This is a genomic window from Lysobacter sp. F60174L2 (assembly GCF_052547135.1).
The window spans coordinates 86,239-101,129 of sequence record NZ_JBQWRA010000004.1 but is presented as its reverse complement, the minus strand read 5'-3'; the positions used below and the strand labels follow the sequence as shown (position 1 = coordinate 101,129).

Here is a 14,891-nt window from a genome sequence, read left to right as displayed (position 1 = left end):
GCGAGCCGGTGGCTCGCAAGCGTGCCGGCTCGCCCCGCAAGCGGGAGAGGGAACAAGCGGGCTACTTCAGCTTGGCCGCCTTGCGCAGTTCGTCGGCGCGGTCGGTCTTCTCCCACGAGAAGGCGGTCGCGCTGTGCTTGTGGCCGGTGGCGTCGAGGTAGCTGACGTCCTTGGGCTTGCGGCCGAAGTGGCCGTAGGCGGCGGTCGCCTGGTAGATCGGGTGGATCAGGTCGAGCATCTTGACGATGCCGTACGGGCGCAGGTCGAAATGCTTGCGGATCAGCTTCTCGATCTTGTCGTCGGGGATGTGGCCGGTGCCGAAGGTGGTGACCGACACCGAGGTCGGCTCGGCCACGCCGATCGCGTAGCTCAGCTGCACTTCGCACTTGTCGGCCAGGCCGGCGGCGACCACGTTCTTGGCGACGTAGCGCGCGGCGTAGGCGGCCGAGCGGTCGACCTTGGACGGGTCCTTGCCGGAGAACGCGCCACCGCCGTGGCGGGCCATGCCGCCGTAGGTGTCGACGATGATCTTGCGGCCGGTCAGGCCGCAGTCGCCGACCGGGCCGCCGATCACGAAGATGCCGGTCGGGTTGATGTGGATCTTGTTCTTCGGCAGCGCGTCCAGCCACGCCTTCGGCAGCACCGGCTTGAGGATGTGCTCGCGCACGCCTTCGATCAGGTCCTTCTGCTTGATGCCCGGGTCGTGCTGGGTCGACAGCACCACCGCGTCGATGCCGGCGATCTGGTTGTCGTTGTCGTAGCGCAGGGTGACCTGGCTCTTGGCGTCCGGGCGCAGCCACGGCAGCGGCGAGTTCTTCTTCTTGCGCACCTTGGCCTGCTGCTCGACCAGACGGTGGCTGTAGTAGATCGGCGCCGGCATGAACTCCGGCGCCTCGTTGCAGGCGTAGCCGAACATCAGGCCCTGGTCGCCCGCGCCTTGCTCTTCCGGCTTCTTCTGCTTCTTCTGGCTGCCGTCGACGCCGGCGGCGATGTCCGGCGACTGCTTGCCGAGCATGTTGATGATCGCGCAGGTGTGGCCGTCGAAGCCGACGCCCGAATGGTCGTAGCCGATGTCGTTGATGACCCGGCGCGCGAGGTCCTCGATGTCGACCCACGCGGTGGTGGTGACCTCGCCGGCGACGATCGCCGCACCGGTCTTCACCAGGGTCTCGCAGGCCACGCGGGCGCGCTTGTCCTGGGTCAGGATCGCGTCGAGCACGGCGTCGGAGATCTGGTCGGCGATCTTGTCCGGGTGGCCTTCGGAGACGGATTCGGAGGTGAACAGGTAGCTGGACATCGAGGTTATATCCTTGCATTCGGATAAAAGGATGGGCGCGAATGATACAGACAACGCGCGCGTGGCGCATTGTGCCGGCTTCCGGGTTTGCCTTCGGTTAAGCGCTTGGCCGCAGTAGCGGGATCAGGCGGCGACCGGCAGTTCCGGAGCGACCCCGGCGACCAGCGCGTCGAAGTAGTCGCGGGTCAGGCGCAGTTGCGCTTCAGCCGACTCGGCGCGGTTGACCACGGCTCGGAAATGCAGGTTTTCCGGCCGGTCCTTCGCATACCAGCCCAGGTGCTTGCGCGCGATGCGCACGCCAGAGGTCTCGCCGTAGAAACCGTGCAGGTGTTCAAGGTGGCCGAGCAGGATGTCGCGGATCTCGGCCAGCGACGGTTCCGGCAGGACCTCGCCGGTCGCCAGGTAATGGGCGATCTCGCGGAAGATCCATGGCCGTCCCTGCGCGGCGCGGCCGACCAGCACCGCGTCGCAGCCGGTGTGCTTCAGCACCGCCTCGGCCTTCTGCGCTGAGTCGACGTCGCCGTTGGCCATCACCGGGATCGACAATGCCGCCTTGACCTCGGCGATGGTGTCGTACTCGGCCACGCCCTTGTACTGCTGGTCGCGCGTGCGGCCGTGGACGGCCAGCGCGGCGATGCCGGCGGACTCGGCGATGCGCGCGATCTGCAGCGCGTTGCGGTGGTCGGCGGCCCAGCCGGTACGGATCTTCAGCGTCACCGGCACGTCGACGGCGTTGACCACCGCGTCGAGGATGTCGGCGACCAGGGCCGGCTCGCGCATCAACGCCGACCCCGCCCAGGCGTTGCAGACCTTCTTGGCCGGGCAGCCCATGTTGATGTCGATGATCTGCGCGCCGTTGTCGACGTTGTGGCGCGCGGCGTCGGCCATGATCGAAGGCACGGTCCCGGCGATCTGTACGCTGATCGGCGCCGGCTCACCGGCGTGGTCCATCCGGTGGCGCGACTTGGCGGTGGTCCAGAAGCGCGGGTCGGAGGTGGTCATCTCCGACACGCACAGCCCCGCGCCCAGGCGCTTGCACAGCACCCGGAACGGCTTGTCGGTGACCCCGGCCATCGGGGCCAGGATCACGTTGGGGGCGATGGTGTGTGGACCGATCCGCATCGGGCGATTCTACCCGGGTGCGGCTCAGTGCTCGGTCAGTTCGGCCAGGTGCGGCATCGCCGCCGCGGCGCCGGCGCGTTCGGTCGAACGGGCCGCGTAGCGACTGGCGAAGGCGACGTGGCGGGCGAACGGCTGCCCCGGCTCGCGCGCGATCGAGGCGACCAGCGCACCATTGAACGCGTCGCCGGCGCCGGTGGTGTCGACCGGATGAGCGGGGCTGGCGGCGACGCGATAGCACGCGCGGTCGTCACCGTGACGGGCCGATGGGGCGTGCGAGACGAAACTGCCCTGCGCGCCGAGGGTGACGACGACGGTGCCGTGCGGCAGCAGGCGGCGGCAGTGGCCATGCAGGGTGGCGTCGTCGAGCGTGGCGACCTGGTCGGGCTCGCAGGTCTCGCCGGCGTGGCGGATCAACTGGGCGCAGAATTCGGATTCGTTCGGAGTGATCACGTCGCCCAGCGCCAGCAGGGACGCGGGCAGGTCCGCGTCGGCGGGCGCCGGGTTGAGCACGGTCAGCGCGCCGGATTCGCGTGCCAGCCCGAATGCCGCGGCGATCGCCTCCACCGGCGACTCCAGTTGCGCCAGCACCACCGCCGAACCCGACAGCGCATCGGCGTTGCGCTGGATGAAGCCGGCCGTCAGCGCGGCATTGGCGCCCGCGCCGAACACGATGCTGTTGTTGCCGGCGTGGTCGACGTAGATGCCGGCGGCGCCGGTGGGTGCGTCCACCTGATCGGCGCGCAGCTCGATGCCGTCGTCGCCCGCGAGACCGCGGGCGAGCTGCCCGCCGGCGTCATCGCCGAGGGCGCAGATGAAAGAGGTCGCCGCACCCGCGCGGGCCGCCGCGGTGGCCTGGTTGAAACCCTTGCCGCCCGGCCCGGTGCGGTACTCGCCGATGCGGGTTTCGCCGGGACGGGGAAGCTGCGCCGTGGTCCAGACGTGGTCGACGTTGAACGAGCCGACGACGACGACGCGGCTCATGCCCGCCCCCCGGTCACGGCACCAGTTCGCCTTCCGGGCGCTGCTGCGCGCGCCGGACCGCGTCGGGGTCGTGCTTGTGCCGGAACAGCGGCACGAACACGATCGCCATCGCCAGCGCGTACACGGCGAAGGTCAGCCAGATGCCGTGCCAGTCCTTGCCGCCGTCGGCGGCGGTGAAGAACCGGTCGATCATCCAGCCGCTGATCGCGCTGCCGAGGATCGCGCCGATGCCGTTGGTCATCAGCATGAACAGCCCCTGCGCGCTGGCGCGAATGTTCGGGTTGGCCTGCTGCTCGACGAACAGCGAACCGGAGATGTTGAAGAAGTCGAAGGCCATGCCGTAGACGATGCACGACAGGATGATCATCCACAGCCCGGCGCCCGGGTCGCCGTAGGCGAACAGGCCGAAGCGCAGGAACCAGGCGACCATGCTCATGGTCATCACCGCCTTGATCCCGAAGCGGCGCAGGAAGAAGGGAATGGTGAGGATGAACAGCGTTTCGGAGATCTGCGAGATCGACAGGATGATCGCCGGATACTTCACCGCGATCGCATCGGCGTAGCGCGGGTCGCCGCTGAACTCGCCGAGGAACGCACCGCCGTAGGCGTTGGTCAGTTGCAGTGCCGCGCCCAGCAGCATGGCGAAGATGAAGAACACCGCCATGTTGCGGTTCTTGAACAGGCGGAACGAGGTCAGCCCCAGCACGTCCACCAGCGAGCGGCTCTCGCTGCGCGACAGCCGCGGCGGGCAGCGCGGCAGGGTGAAGGCGTACAAGCCGAGCACCAGCGAGGCCGCGGCGGCGACGTAGAACTGGCCGGGCGAGGTTTCCAGCTTGAGCAGGCTGGTCGTCCACATCGCGGCGATGAAGCCGATCGTTCCCCAGACCCGGATCGGCGGGTAGTCGCGGATCACGTCCTGGCCGCTTTCCTTGAGCGCGTTGTAGGCCACCGCGATCGCCAGGGAGATCGTCGGCATGTAGAACAGCATGTTGACCAGCATCACCCAGAACATGGTTTCCGGGTCGCCCACCGCGGGCACCAGCGCGAGCATCACCGCGCCGCCGATGTGCATCACGCCGTACAGCTTCTCGGCGTTGATCCACTTGTCGGCCACCACGCCCATCAGCGCGGGCATGAACAATGCCGAGATGCCCATGGTGGAGAAGATCGCGCCGAAGCTGGTGCCCGACCATTGCTGGTTCTCGAACCAGTAGCGACCGATGGTGATCAGCCATGCCCCCCAGATGAAGAACTGCAGGAAATTCATCACGGTCAGGCGGAGTTTGAGGTTCACCGGGCGGGGCTTCCTGTAGTTGCGAATGCCGGATTCGCAAGGGTTTCGGTTGGTGGGGGCTGCGCGGCAGCGTAGAGCGAAATCGCCCGGCCGGGAAGCGCGGGCGCCCTGGGGCCCTGGATCGCCAGGTCAGGCATCACGGGCGATCACCCGGTTGCGGCCTTCGCGCTTGGCCATCTTCAGGCGCTGGTCCGCGCGCGCCAGCAGCCGCGACATGTCGTTGCCGTCGGTCGGGCTGGAGGCGATGCCGGCGCTGAAGGTGATCCGGACCGGGTCCATGTTGCCGCGCTCGGGGTCGAACGGATGCTGCGCGAGCATCCGCCGGATCGCGTCGATCCGTTCCCACGCGGTGCCGACCGGCTTGGACATCACCAGCGCGAACTCCTCGCTGCCCAGCCGCACCAGCCATTCGTCCGCATCGGCCATGCTCCTGAGCACGGCGACCACGTGGCGCACCGCGCGGTCGCCGGCATGGTGGCCGGCCTCGTCGTTGATCCGCCGGAAGTGGTCCAGGTCGATCAGCGCCAGGCTCAGGCTGCAGCCGTCTTCCTCGGCGGCCTCGAGCAGTCGCGGCATCCGGTGCAGCAGCCAGGTGCGGTTGGGCAGGCGGGTCAGCCCGTCGGTGCCCGACAGTTCGACCAGCCGCTGCATCCGGTAGACCACCACCGCGGTGATCAGGGTGACGATCGCCAGCAACACCATCCGCTGGACCTGGCCGCCGACGGTTACCGCACCGTAGTCGCTGGAGATCAACTGCTCCGGCGAGCTCACCCATGCGAACACGGCGGCATTGAGCAGGCCGTACTCGAGCAGCGCCAGGAGGCCGGCGAACACGGTGGTGCGGCCGTCGCTGCGCAACGCGGTCAACATGATCGCGAGCAGGTAGCAGCACCAGACGATCATGCTGTTGAGCGCGGCCGGCAGGTGGTTCATGGCCAGCACGCCCAGCACCACCGTGGTGGCGCTGACATCGAACGCGGCCGTGGCGAACGACAGCCAGCGATAGCGCCGGCGCCGACGCGCCAGTTGCAGCCATATCTGGGCGAACAGGTTGACGACGATCGCGCCACCCAGGCCGATCAGGGTCTCGCGCACGCTGCCGCCGGTGAGCGCGTTGGCCAGCGGCAGCAACAGCAGCAGCGCGGCGATGACGACGCGCAACCGGGCGACCAGCAGTTCGCCGCCGGCGCCGATCTCCAGCAGGACTTCGTCGGGCCGTCCCAACAGGCTCGCGACCTTCTCCCGCACAGTGCGGCTGGCTTCCATCGCTTCCCCCGTACGCTCCGCGGCAGGATAGCGCGGGCGTCGGCGCCGTGCTCAGCCCAGTCCGCGCCAGGCCACCCACGCCGCCAGCAGCAGGAACACCGCCGCGGCGACGAGGCGCGCCGCCTTCAACGGCAACCGGTCGGAGAAGCGGCTGCCCAGCGCGACCACCGGCACGTTCGCCAGCAGCATGCCGGCGGTGGTGCCGGCGATCACTTCCCACAAGGGCGAGTACTTGGCGGCCAGCAACACGGTCGCGACCTGGGTCTTGTCGCCGATCTCGGCGATGAAGAACGCGATCGTGGTCGCGATGAAGGCGCCGCGCGCGGGCAGGGCGCGGCCGTCGTCGTCGAGGCTGTCGGGCTTGAGCGTCCACAGCGCCACCGCGAGGAAGCTGGCGGCGACGATCCAGCGCAGCACCTCCGGCCGCAGCCAGTGCGCGACCAGGCTGCCGAACCAGGCCGCCAGCGCGTGGTTGAGCAGGGTGGCGACGAGGATGCCGGCGATGATCGGCCACGGCTTGCGGTAGCGCGCGGCCAGCAACAGGGCGAGCAACTGGGTCTTGTCGCCGATTTCGGCCAGCGCGACCGTGCCCGTCGAGATCAGTGCGGCCGACAGCGGCAGCGCGGAAAAATCGAACATGTCCATCGAGTGCGTGATTCCGGGGCCGGGCAGGGCGGTGACGACGAAAGCCGACGCGTGCGGCCCGGCCCGGGGACGGATCCCCAGGGTCATTCGCACGACGCCTGCCTTCGGTCTTGCCCGGAACGCGGTCGAACGCGGCTCCCCGTACGCCATGGCCGGTCGGCCAAGCATGTTGACGCACGATCCCGGGCCGATGCGTTGGTGCATTGCGCGGCGCGGGCGGGCTACTCCCCGGAGGAATAGCGCGGGCATTGTAACGCGTCGTCCGGGCGCGTTGCCGGTCGTACACTGCAGCCATCCCCGCTCGGAGTTTTCCCATGCAGTACCGACGCCTCGGCTCATCCGGCCTGCAGCTGTCCGCCTTGTCGTTCGGCGCGTGGGTGACCTTCGGCAACCAGATCGGCCGCGGCGTCGCACGCGACCTGATCGCCGCGGCCTGGGACAACGGCATCAACTTCTTCGACAACGCCGAGAGCTATGCCAACGGCGCGGCCGAGTCGATGATGGGCGACGTGATCGCCGACCTGCGCTTGCCGCGCGACGGCTTCTGCGTGTCGAGCAAGGTGTTCTTCGGCGCCGCCAGCGAGCCGCGACCGACCCAGAAGGGCCTGTCGCGCAAGCACGTCACCGATGCCTGCCACGACGCGCTCAAGCGGCTGCGTGTCGACTACCTCGACCTCTATTACTGCCACCGCCCCGATCCGGATACGCCGGTCGCCGAGACCGTCTGGGCGATGGACGCGCTGGTCCGGCAGGGCAAGGTGCTGTACTGGGGGACCTCGGAGTGGCCTGCCGCGCAGATCCGCGACGCCCACAAGGTCGCCCGCGCCCACAACCTGCATGCGCCGACGATGGAGCAGCCGCAGTACAACCTGCTGCATCGCGAACGGGTCGAGCTGGAGTACGCGCCGCTGTACGCCGAGTTCGGGCTGGGCACCACCACCTTCTCGCCGCTGGCTTCGGGGCTGTTGACCGGCAAGCACAACGACGGTGTGCGCGAGGATGCGCGTTTCGGCGCGCTCGGGCCGCACCTGCGCAAGACGATCGTCGGGACCGAGAGCGAGCGACGGTTGCAGCGCACCCGCAAATTCACCGCGCTGGCCGACAGCCTCGGCGTCGCCCCGGCGCCGCTCGCGATCGCCTGGTGCCTGCGCAACCCGCACGTGTCCAGCGTGATCCTCGGCGCGAGCCGGCCGGAGCAACTGCTGCAGAATCTCGGCGCGCTGGAACTGGTCGAGCAGTTGGACGAGGCCTGCTGGCACAAGGTGCGGGCGGCGGCGAGCTGACGGGGCGCTGTTCCTGGCGAGCGGTTGCACTGCAAATGAGAATCATTATCATCAATGATTCCCATTGATCGAGCCGCTGCCATGCCCATGCACTCGTCTTCCCACACCGTCCTCCGCCTGTCGCCGCGGTTGCGCGCCGAACGCCCGTCGGCGCCGGTGCTGCCTTCCTCGCCCCTGTTCGACAGCACCAAGTTGCTGGGCGGCACCCGCGAGGTGCTGATCCGCCACGGCGGCGAGGTCTATCGCTTGCGCCACACGCGCAACGACAAGCTGATCCTCACCAAGTAAACCCGCGCTGCCGCCGGCAGCGTTCCCGGGTCATCCCACGCACAGTCGCGCCCCGATGCCCGGGCAGGGTTTCGGACGGCTCGACTTTTCCGGAAGTGAACCAAGATGCGAATGAATGTTCTCTCCCGCGCCACGCTGCTGGCGCTGGTGCCGCTCGCCCTGCCGACGCCCGCTGCGGCCCAGGTGGCTGCCGTGGCCGCCGCCCCCGCGCGGGCCGCCCACGACCTCGAGCAGATCACCGTCACCGCGACCCGTACCGAGCAGGCCATCAAGGACGTGCCGGCCACGGTCGACGTGGTCGATCGCGAGCAGATGGACCGGACCCTGGTCCGCGACCTGAAGGACCTGTTCCGCTACATGCCCGGCGTGTCGGTGACCTCCGGGTTCGGCCGGTTCGGCATCGGCGACATCCGCATCCGCGGGCTTGACGGCAACCGCGTCCGGATCGAGACCGACGGCATCGCCATCTCAGACGCATTCGCGATCGGCAGCTACTCCGACGCCAACCGCAACTTCGTCGACATGGACACCCTCAAGCGTGCCGAAGTGGTGCGCGGGCCGGCCAGCGCGCTGTACGGCTCGGACGCGCTCGGTGGCGTGGTGAGCTTCGTGACCAAGGACCCGGCCGATTACCTGGCCCCGGGCAAGGACGCCTACCTTGGTTTCAAACTCGGCTACCAGAGCGACTGGCAGGGCCTGTCCGGCGGCGCCACGGCGGCCTTCGGCGGCGAGCGCTGGTCGGGCATGGCGGTGGTCACCCACCGGCAGGGCCGCGAGACGGGGAACCGCGGCGACAACGAATCCCGCGACGACACCCGCACCGCGCCCAACCCGCAATCGCGTGACGGCCGCAGCCTGCTGTCCAAGCTGGTGTACGCACCCGACGCCGCGCAGCAGTTCACCTTGACCGTGGAAGGCAACGAGGACCGCAGCACGACCGACGTGCTGCACATGCTCGGGTTCCAGCCATCCACGCGCGGCACCACGTTGCTGATGACCGGCGACGACCTGCAGACGCGCGCGCGGGTGTCGCTGGAACACGAGTTGTCCGGCCTCGACGGCAGCCTCGCCGATTCGCTGACCTGGCGGGCCTACCGGCAGGACAGCGAAACCACCCAGGACACCGTCGAGGAGCGCATCGCCGGCGGGAGGCCGCAACGGCGCGAGCGCGAGTTCAACTTCGACCAGCGCGTCCACGGATTGGAAGTCGAGGCGCACAAGTCCTTCGCCACCGGCAACGTCGGGCACGTGCTGACCTGGGGCGCGGAGGTCAGCCGCACCGACCTGGCGCAGAAGCGCGACGGCCGCGCCGTCGACCTGCTGACCGGGGCATCGAGCAACGTGGTGATGCCGGACGTGTTCCCGGTGCGCGATTTCCCGCGCAGCCGGATCGACAACGCGGCGGTGTTCGTGCAGGACGAGATCACGCTGGCCAACGGCAGGCTGACCCTGCTGCCGGGCGTGCGCGTCGACTATTACGCGCTTGAGCCGCAGGACGACCCGATCTTCGCCGAGGACAACCCGACCATGCAGTCGGCCGAAATCACCGAAAGCAACGTCTCGCCGAAGCTCGGCGCGGTCTGGCATGTCAACGACGACTGGTCGACCTACGCCAGTTACGCCCGCGGGTTCCGCTCGCCGCCCTACAGCGACGTCAACCTGGGATTCACCAACCTGCAGTTCGGTTACGCCGCCATTCCCAACCCCGACCTGCGTCCGGAAACCAGCGACGGTGTCGAGCTTGGCCTGCGCCATTCCGGTCGCAGCGCCTATTTCGGCCTGGCCGGCTTCTACAACCGTTACGACGACTTCATCGAGTCGACCGTCATGGTCAGCCGGCCGCCGGAAACGCCTTTGGTGATGTTCCAGTCACGCAATGTCGCCGAGGCGGAGATCTACGGCGTGGAACTGCAGGCCGGGGTCGAGCTCGATGGCTGGAGCGAAGCGTTGCAGGGCTGGTCGCTGCGTGGCGCGGCATCCTGGCAACGCGGCCAGGACCTCACGTCCGACCAGCCGCTGAACTCGGTCGATCCGGCCCGCGCCAGTATCGGCCTGGCCTACGACGCTCAGGATTGGGGCGTGTCGTTGCATGGCCGCTTCGCCGCCGGCAAGACCCGGCTGGCGGATCCGGCGGATTTCGCGGCGCCGGGTTACGGCGTGGCCGACCTGCTGGCGCACTGGGATTTCGCACCGGGGGCGACGCTCAACGCCGGCGTGTTCAACCTCGCCGACCGCAAATACTGGGACTGGGCCGACGTCCCCGGCGTGGCCGCCGACAGCGCGGTGCTCGACCGCTACACCCGTCCGGGCCGCAACGTGGGCGTCAGCCTCGCGGTGTCCTGGTGATTCCTGTCCTGACGATGGAGACCGGCATGAAACAACTGAAAACGATCGCAATGGTGGTGGGCTTCTCGCTGCTCGCGGCGTGCGCGACGCCGCGCGACATGGCGCCGCCGGTGGCGGGTACCGAAGGCGACTTCGGCGTACTGCTGATGGCCCACGGCGGCATCGACAGCTGGGAACGCGAGGTCGCCGACACGTTGGCGCCGTTGCAACAGGAGTTTCCAATGGAGATCGCCTGGGGCATGGCCGACGCCGCCAGCCTGCAGCAAAGCGTCGATGCGCTGGAGGCGCGCGGTGTCGAGCGGATCGGCGTGGTGCGGCTGTTCGTCAGCGGCGAGAGCTGGTACGAGCGCACCGGGCAGATCCTCGGCATCATGCCGGGGGCACCGGAACGATCGGATGTGCCCGCCGATGAACATGCCGGCCACCACGGCATGAGCATGGAGTTCTGGCAGCTCGACACCGATGCGGTGTTCGCGATGAGCACGCAGGGGCTGTCGGAAGCGCCGGAGATGGGCGAGGTGCTGGTCAAGCGGGTGCGCGAACTGAGTAGCGAACCGGGCCACGAGGACCTGCTGATCCTCGCCCACGGCCCGGGTGATGACGCCGAGAACCGGCGCTGGCTGGCCAATATCGACGACCGCGCCGATGCCGTACGCAAGGTGCTGCCGCTGCGCCGGGTCGAGGTGATGAGCCTGCGCGAGGACTGGCCGGACAAGCGCGAGGCGGCGATCCGCGAGGTCCGTGCGTTCGTCGAGCGCGCCACCGCGGAGGACGGCGTCGCGATCGTGGTGCCGTATCGCGTGCAGGGTTTCGGGCCGTATGAAGAGGTGCTCGAAGGCCTGCAGTACCGCTCCGACGGCCGTGGCCTGGTGCCGCACCCGCATGTCACCGAATGGGTGCGCCGCCAGGCACTGGAGTTGCGCGACGGGCCGTTCAGCGACCCGGCGGACACGCCGCCAGCCGCGAGAGAAGCCGCGCCGGCGACCCATATCCACTAGCCGCCCGTTCCATGGCGCCCTTCATCGAAGGGCGTCGAAACCCGGTCTCCAGCCGCTATGATCGACTGATCCAGACAGGGGAATGACGATGGGTACGGAAATCTTCGTTGGCGTGTTGCTGCTGTTCGCGGTCATCACCGTGCTCAAGGCGGTGAGGGTGGTGCCGCAGGGCTTCGAATGGACGGTCGAGCGCTTCGGCCGCTACACCCACACGCTGACGCCGGGACTGGCGTTCATCGTGCCGTGGGTCGATGGCATCGGCCGCAAGATCAACATGATGGAACAGGTCATGGAGGTCCCCGGGCAGGACGTGATCACCATGGACAACGCGGTGGTCAAGGTCGACGGCATCGTGTTCTTCCAGGTGCTCGACGCGGCCAAGGCGGCCTACGAGGTGGCGCAGCTGGAGGTCGCCATCATCAACCTGGTGATGACCAACATCCGCACCTCGATCGGCTCGATGGCACTCGACGAGTCGCTGTCCAAGCGCGACGAGATCAACGCCAAGGTGCTGGTCGCCGTCGACCTCGCCACCCACCCGTGGGGTGTCAAGGTCAACCGCATCGAGCTCAAGGACATCCAGCCGCCGCGCGACCTGATCGACGCGATGGCCAAGCAGATGAAGGCCGAGCGCGAGAAGCGCGCCAACATCCTCGAAGCCGAGGGCTTCCGCCAGGCCGCGATCCTGCGCGCCGAGGGCGAGAAGCAGTCGGCGATCCTCGAAGCCGAAGGTGAACGCGAGGCCTCGTTCCGCGAGGCCGAAGCCCGCGAGCGCCTGGCCGAGGCCGAGGCCAAGGCGACCGAGATGGTCTCGACCGCGATCGCCCAGGGCGACGTGCAGGCGATCAACTACTTCGTCGCCCAGAAGTACGTCGAGGCGCTGAAGGACTTCGCCGCCTCGCCGAACCAGAAGCTGCTGATGCTGCCGATGGAGACCACCGGCGTGCTCGGCTCGCTGGCCGGCATCGCCGAACTGGCCAAGGCAGTGCAGGACAAGGCCGGCGCGACCCTGCCGCCGAGGGCCTGAGCATGGCCGCGATCATGCAGTCGCCGTGGTTCTGGTGGGGCGTGGCGCTGGCGCTGTTCGCCGCCGAGGCGGTGCTGCCGGGCAGCTTCATGCTCTGGCTGGGCTTCGCCGCGCTGGGCACAGCGTTGATCGACCTCGCGGTGCCGATGTCGGCCAGCGCGCAGTGGATGCTGTTCGCGGTGCTGGCGCTGATCGCGGTTGGCGCCGGCTGGCAGTACAAGAAGCGTAACCCGGTGTCCGCCAGCGACCAGCCGCTGCTGAACCGCCGCGCTGCGCAACTGGTCGGCCACGTCTACCCGCTGGAGAGCGCGATCGTCGATGGCCGCGGTCGGCTCAAGATCGGAGACGCCTTCTGGACCGCCAGCGGTCCCGACCTGGCGATCGGCACCCGGGTCAGGGTGGTCGCGATCGACGGCACCACGCTGCGGGTCGAGGCCGCCTGAGGCAACCGCGTGCGGGCCCGCCGCCCGCGCGCTTCTGGGATAATGGCGGTTTCCTCCCACGGAACGGCGCCGCCATGACCCAGAAGACCATCCTCAACGACAGCCATCGCGCCCTCGGCGCCAAGATGGTCGACTTCGGCGGCTGGGACATGCCGATCCACTACGGCTCGCAGATCGACGAGCACCACGTGGTGCGCAAGGACGCCGGCATGTTCGACGTCAGCCACATGACCGTGGTCGACCTGCAGGGCGCGCGCGTCCGCGAGTTCCTGCGCAAGCTGGTCGCCAACTCGGTCGACAAGCTGCAGAAGCCGGGCAAGGCGCTGTACACCTGCATGCTGAATCCGCAGGGCGGCGTCATCGACGACCTGATCATCTACTTCCTGGCCGAGGACTTCTTCCGTCTGGTGGTCAACGCCGCCACCCGCGAGAAGGACCTGGCCTGGATCAACGAGCAGGCCGGGGAGTTCGACGTCAGCGTCAGCGAGCGTCCCGACTTCGGGATGATCGCGGTGCAGGGCCCGAATGCGCGCGACAAGGTACTCGGCCTGCTGCACGCGGACGACCGCGAGCGCGTGGGCAAGCTCGGCAAGTTCGCGGCGCGCACCGCGAAGCTGGCCGACGACACCGAACTGTTCATTGCCCGCACCGGCTATACCGGCGAGGACGGTTTCGAGATCGTGGTGCCGCAGGACAAGACCGTCGCGCTGTGGGACGCGTTGCTCGGTGCCGGGGTGAAGCCGGCCGGACTCGGCGCCCGCGACACCCTGAGGCTGGAAGCCGGCATGAACCTGTATGGCCAGGACATGGACGACACCGTGTCGCCGTACGAGGCCGCGCTTGGCTGGACCGTCGCGCTCGACGAGGGCCGCGACTTCATCGGCCGCGACGTGCTTGAACAGCAGAAGAGCGCCGGCGCGCCTCGGCAGCTGATCGCGCTGGTGATGGACGACAAGGGCGTGCTGCGCCACGGCCAGAAGGTGCTGACCGCGAACGGCGACGGCGAGATCCTGTCGGGCACGTTTTCGCCGACCCTGGGCAAGGCGATCGCTTTCGCGCGGGTGCCGGCCGGTGCCATTGCGCCGGGCAGCGAGGGCAACGTCCGGGTCGACATCCGCGGCAAGGAAGTGCCGGTGCGGGTGGTCAAGTTCCCGTTCGTGCGCGACGGCCAGGCGCAGGACGGCGTGCTGGTCTGAGACCCGCTCCGGGAGCCGCGCACCGGCCGCGCTCCCGTGGTTAAACTATTGCCCTTCCACCCACCACCCGTAGCAGCGGAGCACCCCCATGAGTGAGATCCCCGGCGACCTGAAGTTCCTGAAGTCCCATGAATGGACCCGCGTCGACGGCGACGGCAAGGTCACCGTGGGCATCTCCGACCACGCCCAGGGCCTGCTCGGCGACCTGGTCTATGTCGAGCTGCCGAACGTCGGCGATCGCATCGAGGCCGGCAACGCCTGCGCGGTGGTCGAATCGGTCAAGGCCGCTTCCGACATCTACGCGCCGGTTACCGGCACCGTGGTCGAGGTCAACACCGCGCTCAACGACAAGCCCGAGACGATCAACGAGGACGCCTACGGCGACGGCTGGATCTTCACCCTGGAGATCGAGGAGCCGGAGCAACTCAACGAGCTGCTCGACCCCGACGCCTACGCCGAGTTGCTCGAGGACGACGACCACTGACACCGCGACAACGCCGGAAGCCGTCGGGCTTCGCAGGCAACCAACCCGCGTCGGCGACGGCGCGGGTTTTTTGTTGCCCGCGGTGTGCGCGGTCGTTCGCCGTCGGCATCGGAAGACGCCGCGAGCTTCGCGCAAAACCGGCGCATATCGCTTTGTGCGATGCGATAGAGCATGCGTCCCTTCAGTCTTGAGCATGTGTCGGGAGTGGTGAAATATTCACC

14 protein-coding genes are annotated in these 14,891 nt (G+C 68.5%); 8 read left to right on the top strand and 6 right to left on the bottom strand.

What is annotated here, in order from left to right:
* Positions 1-61: 61 nt before the first annotated feature.
* The 6 genes from metK to ACT9AS_RS12360 all read right to left on the bottom strand — a co-directional run bounded on the left by metK (position 62) and on the right by ACT9AS_RS12360 (position 6,605).
* A complete protein-coding gene (gene metK / locus ACT9AS_RS12385; RefSeq protein ID WP_445100461.1) occupies positions 62-1,297 on the bottom strand; it encodes a methionine adenosyltransferase in 1,236 nt (411 codons plus the stop codon).
* Positions 1,298-1,420: 123 nt separating this feature from the next.
* Complete coding sequence (gene dusB, locus ACT9AS_RS12380; protein ID WP_445100460.1) at positions 1,421-2,419, bottom strand: tRNA dihydrouridine synthase DusB; 999 nt, start codon at positions 2,417-2,419, stop codon at positions 1,421-1,423.
* A 24-nt stretch (positions 2,420-2,443) separates the two neighbouring features.
* Entirely contained in the window at positions 2,444-3,400 is a 957-nt protein-coding gene (locus tag ACT9AS_RS12375) for a PfkB family carbohydrate kinase (RefSeq protein WP_445100459.1), read from the bottom strand.
* A 13-nt stretch (positions 3,401-3,413) separates the two neighbouring features.
* Positions 3,414-4,694: a nucleoside permease gene (locus tag ACT9AS_RS12370; RefSeq protein ID WP_445100458.1), complete on the bottom strand. Its 1,281-nt coding sequence runs from the start codon at positions 4,692-4,694 to the stop codon at positions 3,414-3,416.
* Between the two features lie 129 nt (positions 4,695-4,823).
* A complete protein-coding gene (locus tag ACT9AS_RS12365; RefSeq protein WP_445100457.1) occupies positions 4,824-5,960 on the bottom strand; it encodes a diguanylate cyclase domain-containing protein in 1,137 nt (378 codons plus the stop codon).
* 51 nt (positions 5,961-6,011) lie between these two features.
* A complete protein-coding gene (locus ACT9AS_RS12360) occupies positions 6,012-6,605 on the bottom strand; it encodes a TMEM165/GDT1 family protein (RefSeq protein WP_445100456.1) in 594 nt (197 codons plus the stop codon).
* Between the two features lie 314 nt (positions 6,606-6,919).
* Here ACT9AS_RS12360 and ACT9AS_RS12355 point away from each other — a divergent pair, with 314 nt between their 5' ends.
* The 8 genes from ACT9AS_RS12355 to gcvH all read left to right on the top strand — a co-directional run bounded on the left by ACT9AS_RS12355 (position 6,920) and on the right by gcvH (position 14,670).
* Entirely contained in the window at positions 6,920-7,888 is a 969-nt protein-coding gene (locus tag ACT9AS_RS12355) for an aldo/keto reductase (RefSeq protein WP_445100455.1), read from the top strand.
* Between the two features lie 81 nt (positions 7,889-7,969).
* Positions 7,970-8,176 (top strand): hemin uptake protein HemP, encoded by a 207-nt coding sequence (gene hemP / locus ACT9AS_RS12350; protein ID WP_445100454.1) that lies wholly within the window; start codon positions 7,970-7,972, stop codon positions 8,174-8,176.
* Between the two features lie 111 nt (positions 8,177-8,287).
* Positions 8,288-10,522, top strand: coding sequence for a TonB-dependent hemoglobin/transferrin/lactoferrin family receptor (locus ACT9AS_RS12345; protein ID WP_445100453.1), 2,235 nt, complete (start codon positions 8,288-8,290; stop codon positions 10,520-10,522).
* A gap of 26 nt (positions 10,523-10,548) precedes the next feature.
* Positions 10,549-11,520: a hypothetical protein gene (locus ACT9AS_RS12340; protein ID WP_445100452.1), complete on the top strand. Its 972-nt coding sequence runs from the start codon at positions 10,549-10,551 to the stop codon at positions 11,518-11,520.
* 88 nt (positions 11,521-11,608) lie between these two features.
* Positions 11,609-12,547, top strand: a complete 939-nt coding sequence (locus tag ACT9AS_RS12335; RefSeq protein ID WP_445100451.1) for an SPFH domain-containing protein — start codon at positions 11,609-11,611, stop codon at positions 12,545-12,547.
* A 2-nt stretch (positions 12,548-12,549) separates the two neighbouring features.
* On the top strand, positions 12,550-12,990 hold the full coding sequence (locus ACT9AS_RS12330) for an NfeD family protein (protein WP_445100450.1): 441 nt from the start codon (positions 12,550-12,552) through the stop codon (positions 12,988-12,990).
* Positions 12,991-13,064: 74 nt separating this feature from the next.
* The gene (gene gcvT, locus ACT9AS_RS12325; RefSeq protein ID WP_445100449.1) at positions 13,065-14,186 is read left to right on the top strand and encodes a glycine cleavage system aminomethyltransferase GcvT; all 1,122 of its coding nucleotides are present in this window, start codon (positions 13,065-13,067) and stop codon (positions 14,184-14,186) included.
* Between the two features lie 88 nt (positions 14,187-14,274).
* Entirely contained in the window at positions 14,275-14,670 is a 396-nt protein-coding gene (gene gcvH, locus ACT9AS_RS12320; RefSeq protein WP_445100448.1) for a glycine cleavage system protein GcvH, read from the top strand.
* Positions 14,671-14,891 lie beyond the last annotated feature (221 nt).

What these genes read in the sequence shown, in the direction of transcription:
- metK (WP_445100461.1), bottom strand. Translation starts at nt 1,297, where the DNA reads ATGTCCAGCTACCTGTTCACCTCCGAATCCGTCTCCGAAGGCCACCCG.
- dusB (WP_445100460.1), bottom strand. Translation starts at nt 2,419, where the DNA reads ATGCGGATCGGTCCACACACCATCGCCCCCAACGTGATCCTGGCCCCG.
- ACT9AS_RS12375 (WP_445100459.1), bottom strand. Translation starts at nt 3,400, where the DNA reads ATGAGCCGCGTCGTCGTCGTCGGCTCGTTCAACGTCGACCACGTCTGG.
- ACT9AS_RS12365 (WP_445100457.1), bottom strand. Translation starts at nt 5,960, where the DNA reads ATGGAAGCCAGCCGCACTGTGCGGGAGAAGGTCGCGAGCCTGTTGGGA.
- ACT9AS_RS12360 (WP_445100456.1), bottom strand. Translation starts at nt 6,605, where the DNA reads ATGGACATGTTCGATTTTTCCGCGCTGCCGCTGTCGGCCGCACTGATC.
- ACT9AS_RS12355 (WP_445100455.1), top strand. Translation starts at nt 6,920, where the DNA reads ATGCAGTACCGACGCCTCGGCTCATCCGGCCTGCAGCTGTCCGCCTTG.
- hemP (WP_445100454.1), top strand. Translation starts at nt 7,970, where the DNA reads ATGCCCATGCACTCGTCTTCCCACACCGTCCTCCGCCTGTCGCCGCGG.
- ACT9AS_RS12345 (WP_445100453.1), top strand. Translation starts at nt 8,288, where the DNA reads ATGAATGTTCTCTCCCGCGCCACGCTGCTGGCGCTGGTGCCGCTCGCC.
- ACT9AS_RS12340 (WP_445100452.1), top strand. Translation starts at nt 10,549, where the DNA reads ATGAAACAACTGAAAACGATCGCAATGGTGGTGGGCTTCTCGCTGCTC.
- ACT9AS_RS12335 (WP_445100451.1), top strand. Translation starts at nt 11,609, where the DNA reads ATGGGTACGGAAATCTTCGTTGGCGTGTTGCTGCTGTTCGCGGTCATC.
- ACT9AS_RS12330 (WP_445100450.1), top strand. Translation starts at nt 12,550, where the DNA reads ATGGCCGCGATCATGCAGTCGCCGTGGTTCTGGTGGGGCGTGGCGCTG.
- gcvT (WP_445100449.1), top strand. Translation starts at nt 13,065, where the DNA reads ATGACCCAGAAGACCATCCTCAACGACAGCCATCGCGCCCTCGGCGCC.
- gcvH (WP_445100448.1), top strand. Translation starts at nt 14,275, where the DNA reads ATGAGTGAGATCCCCGGCGACCTGAAGTTCCTGAAGTCCCATGAATGG.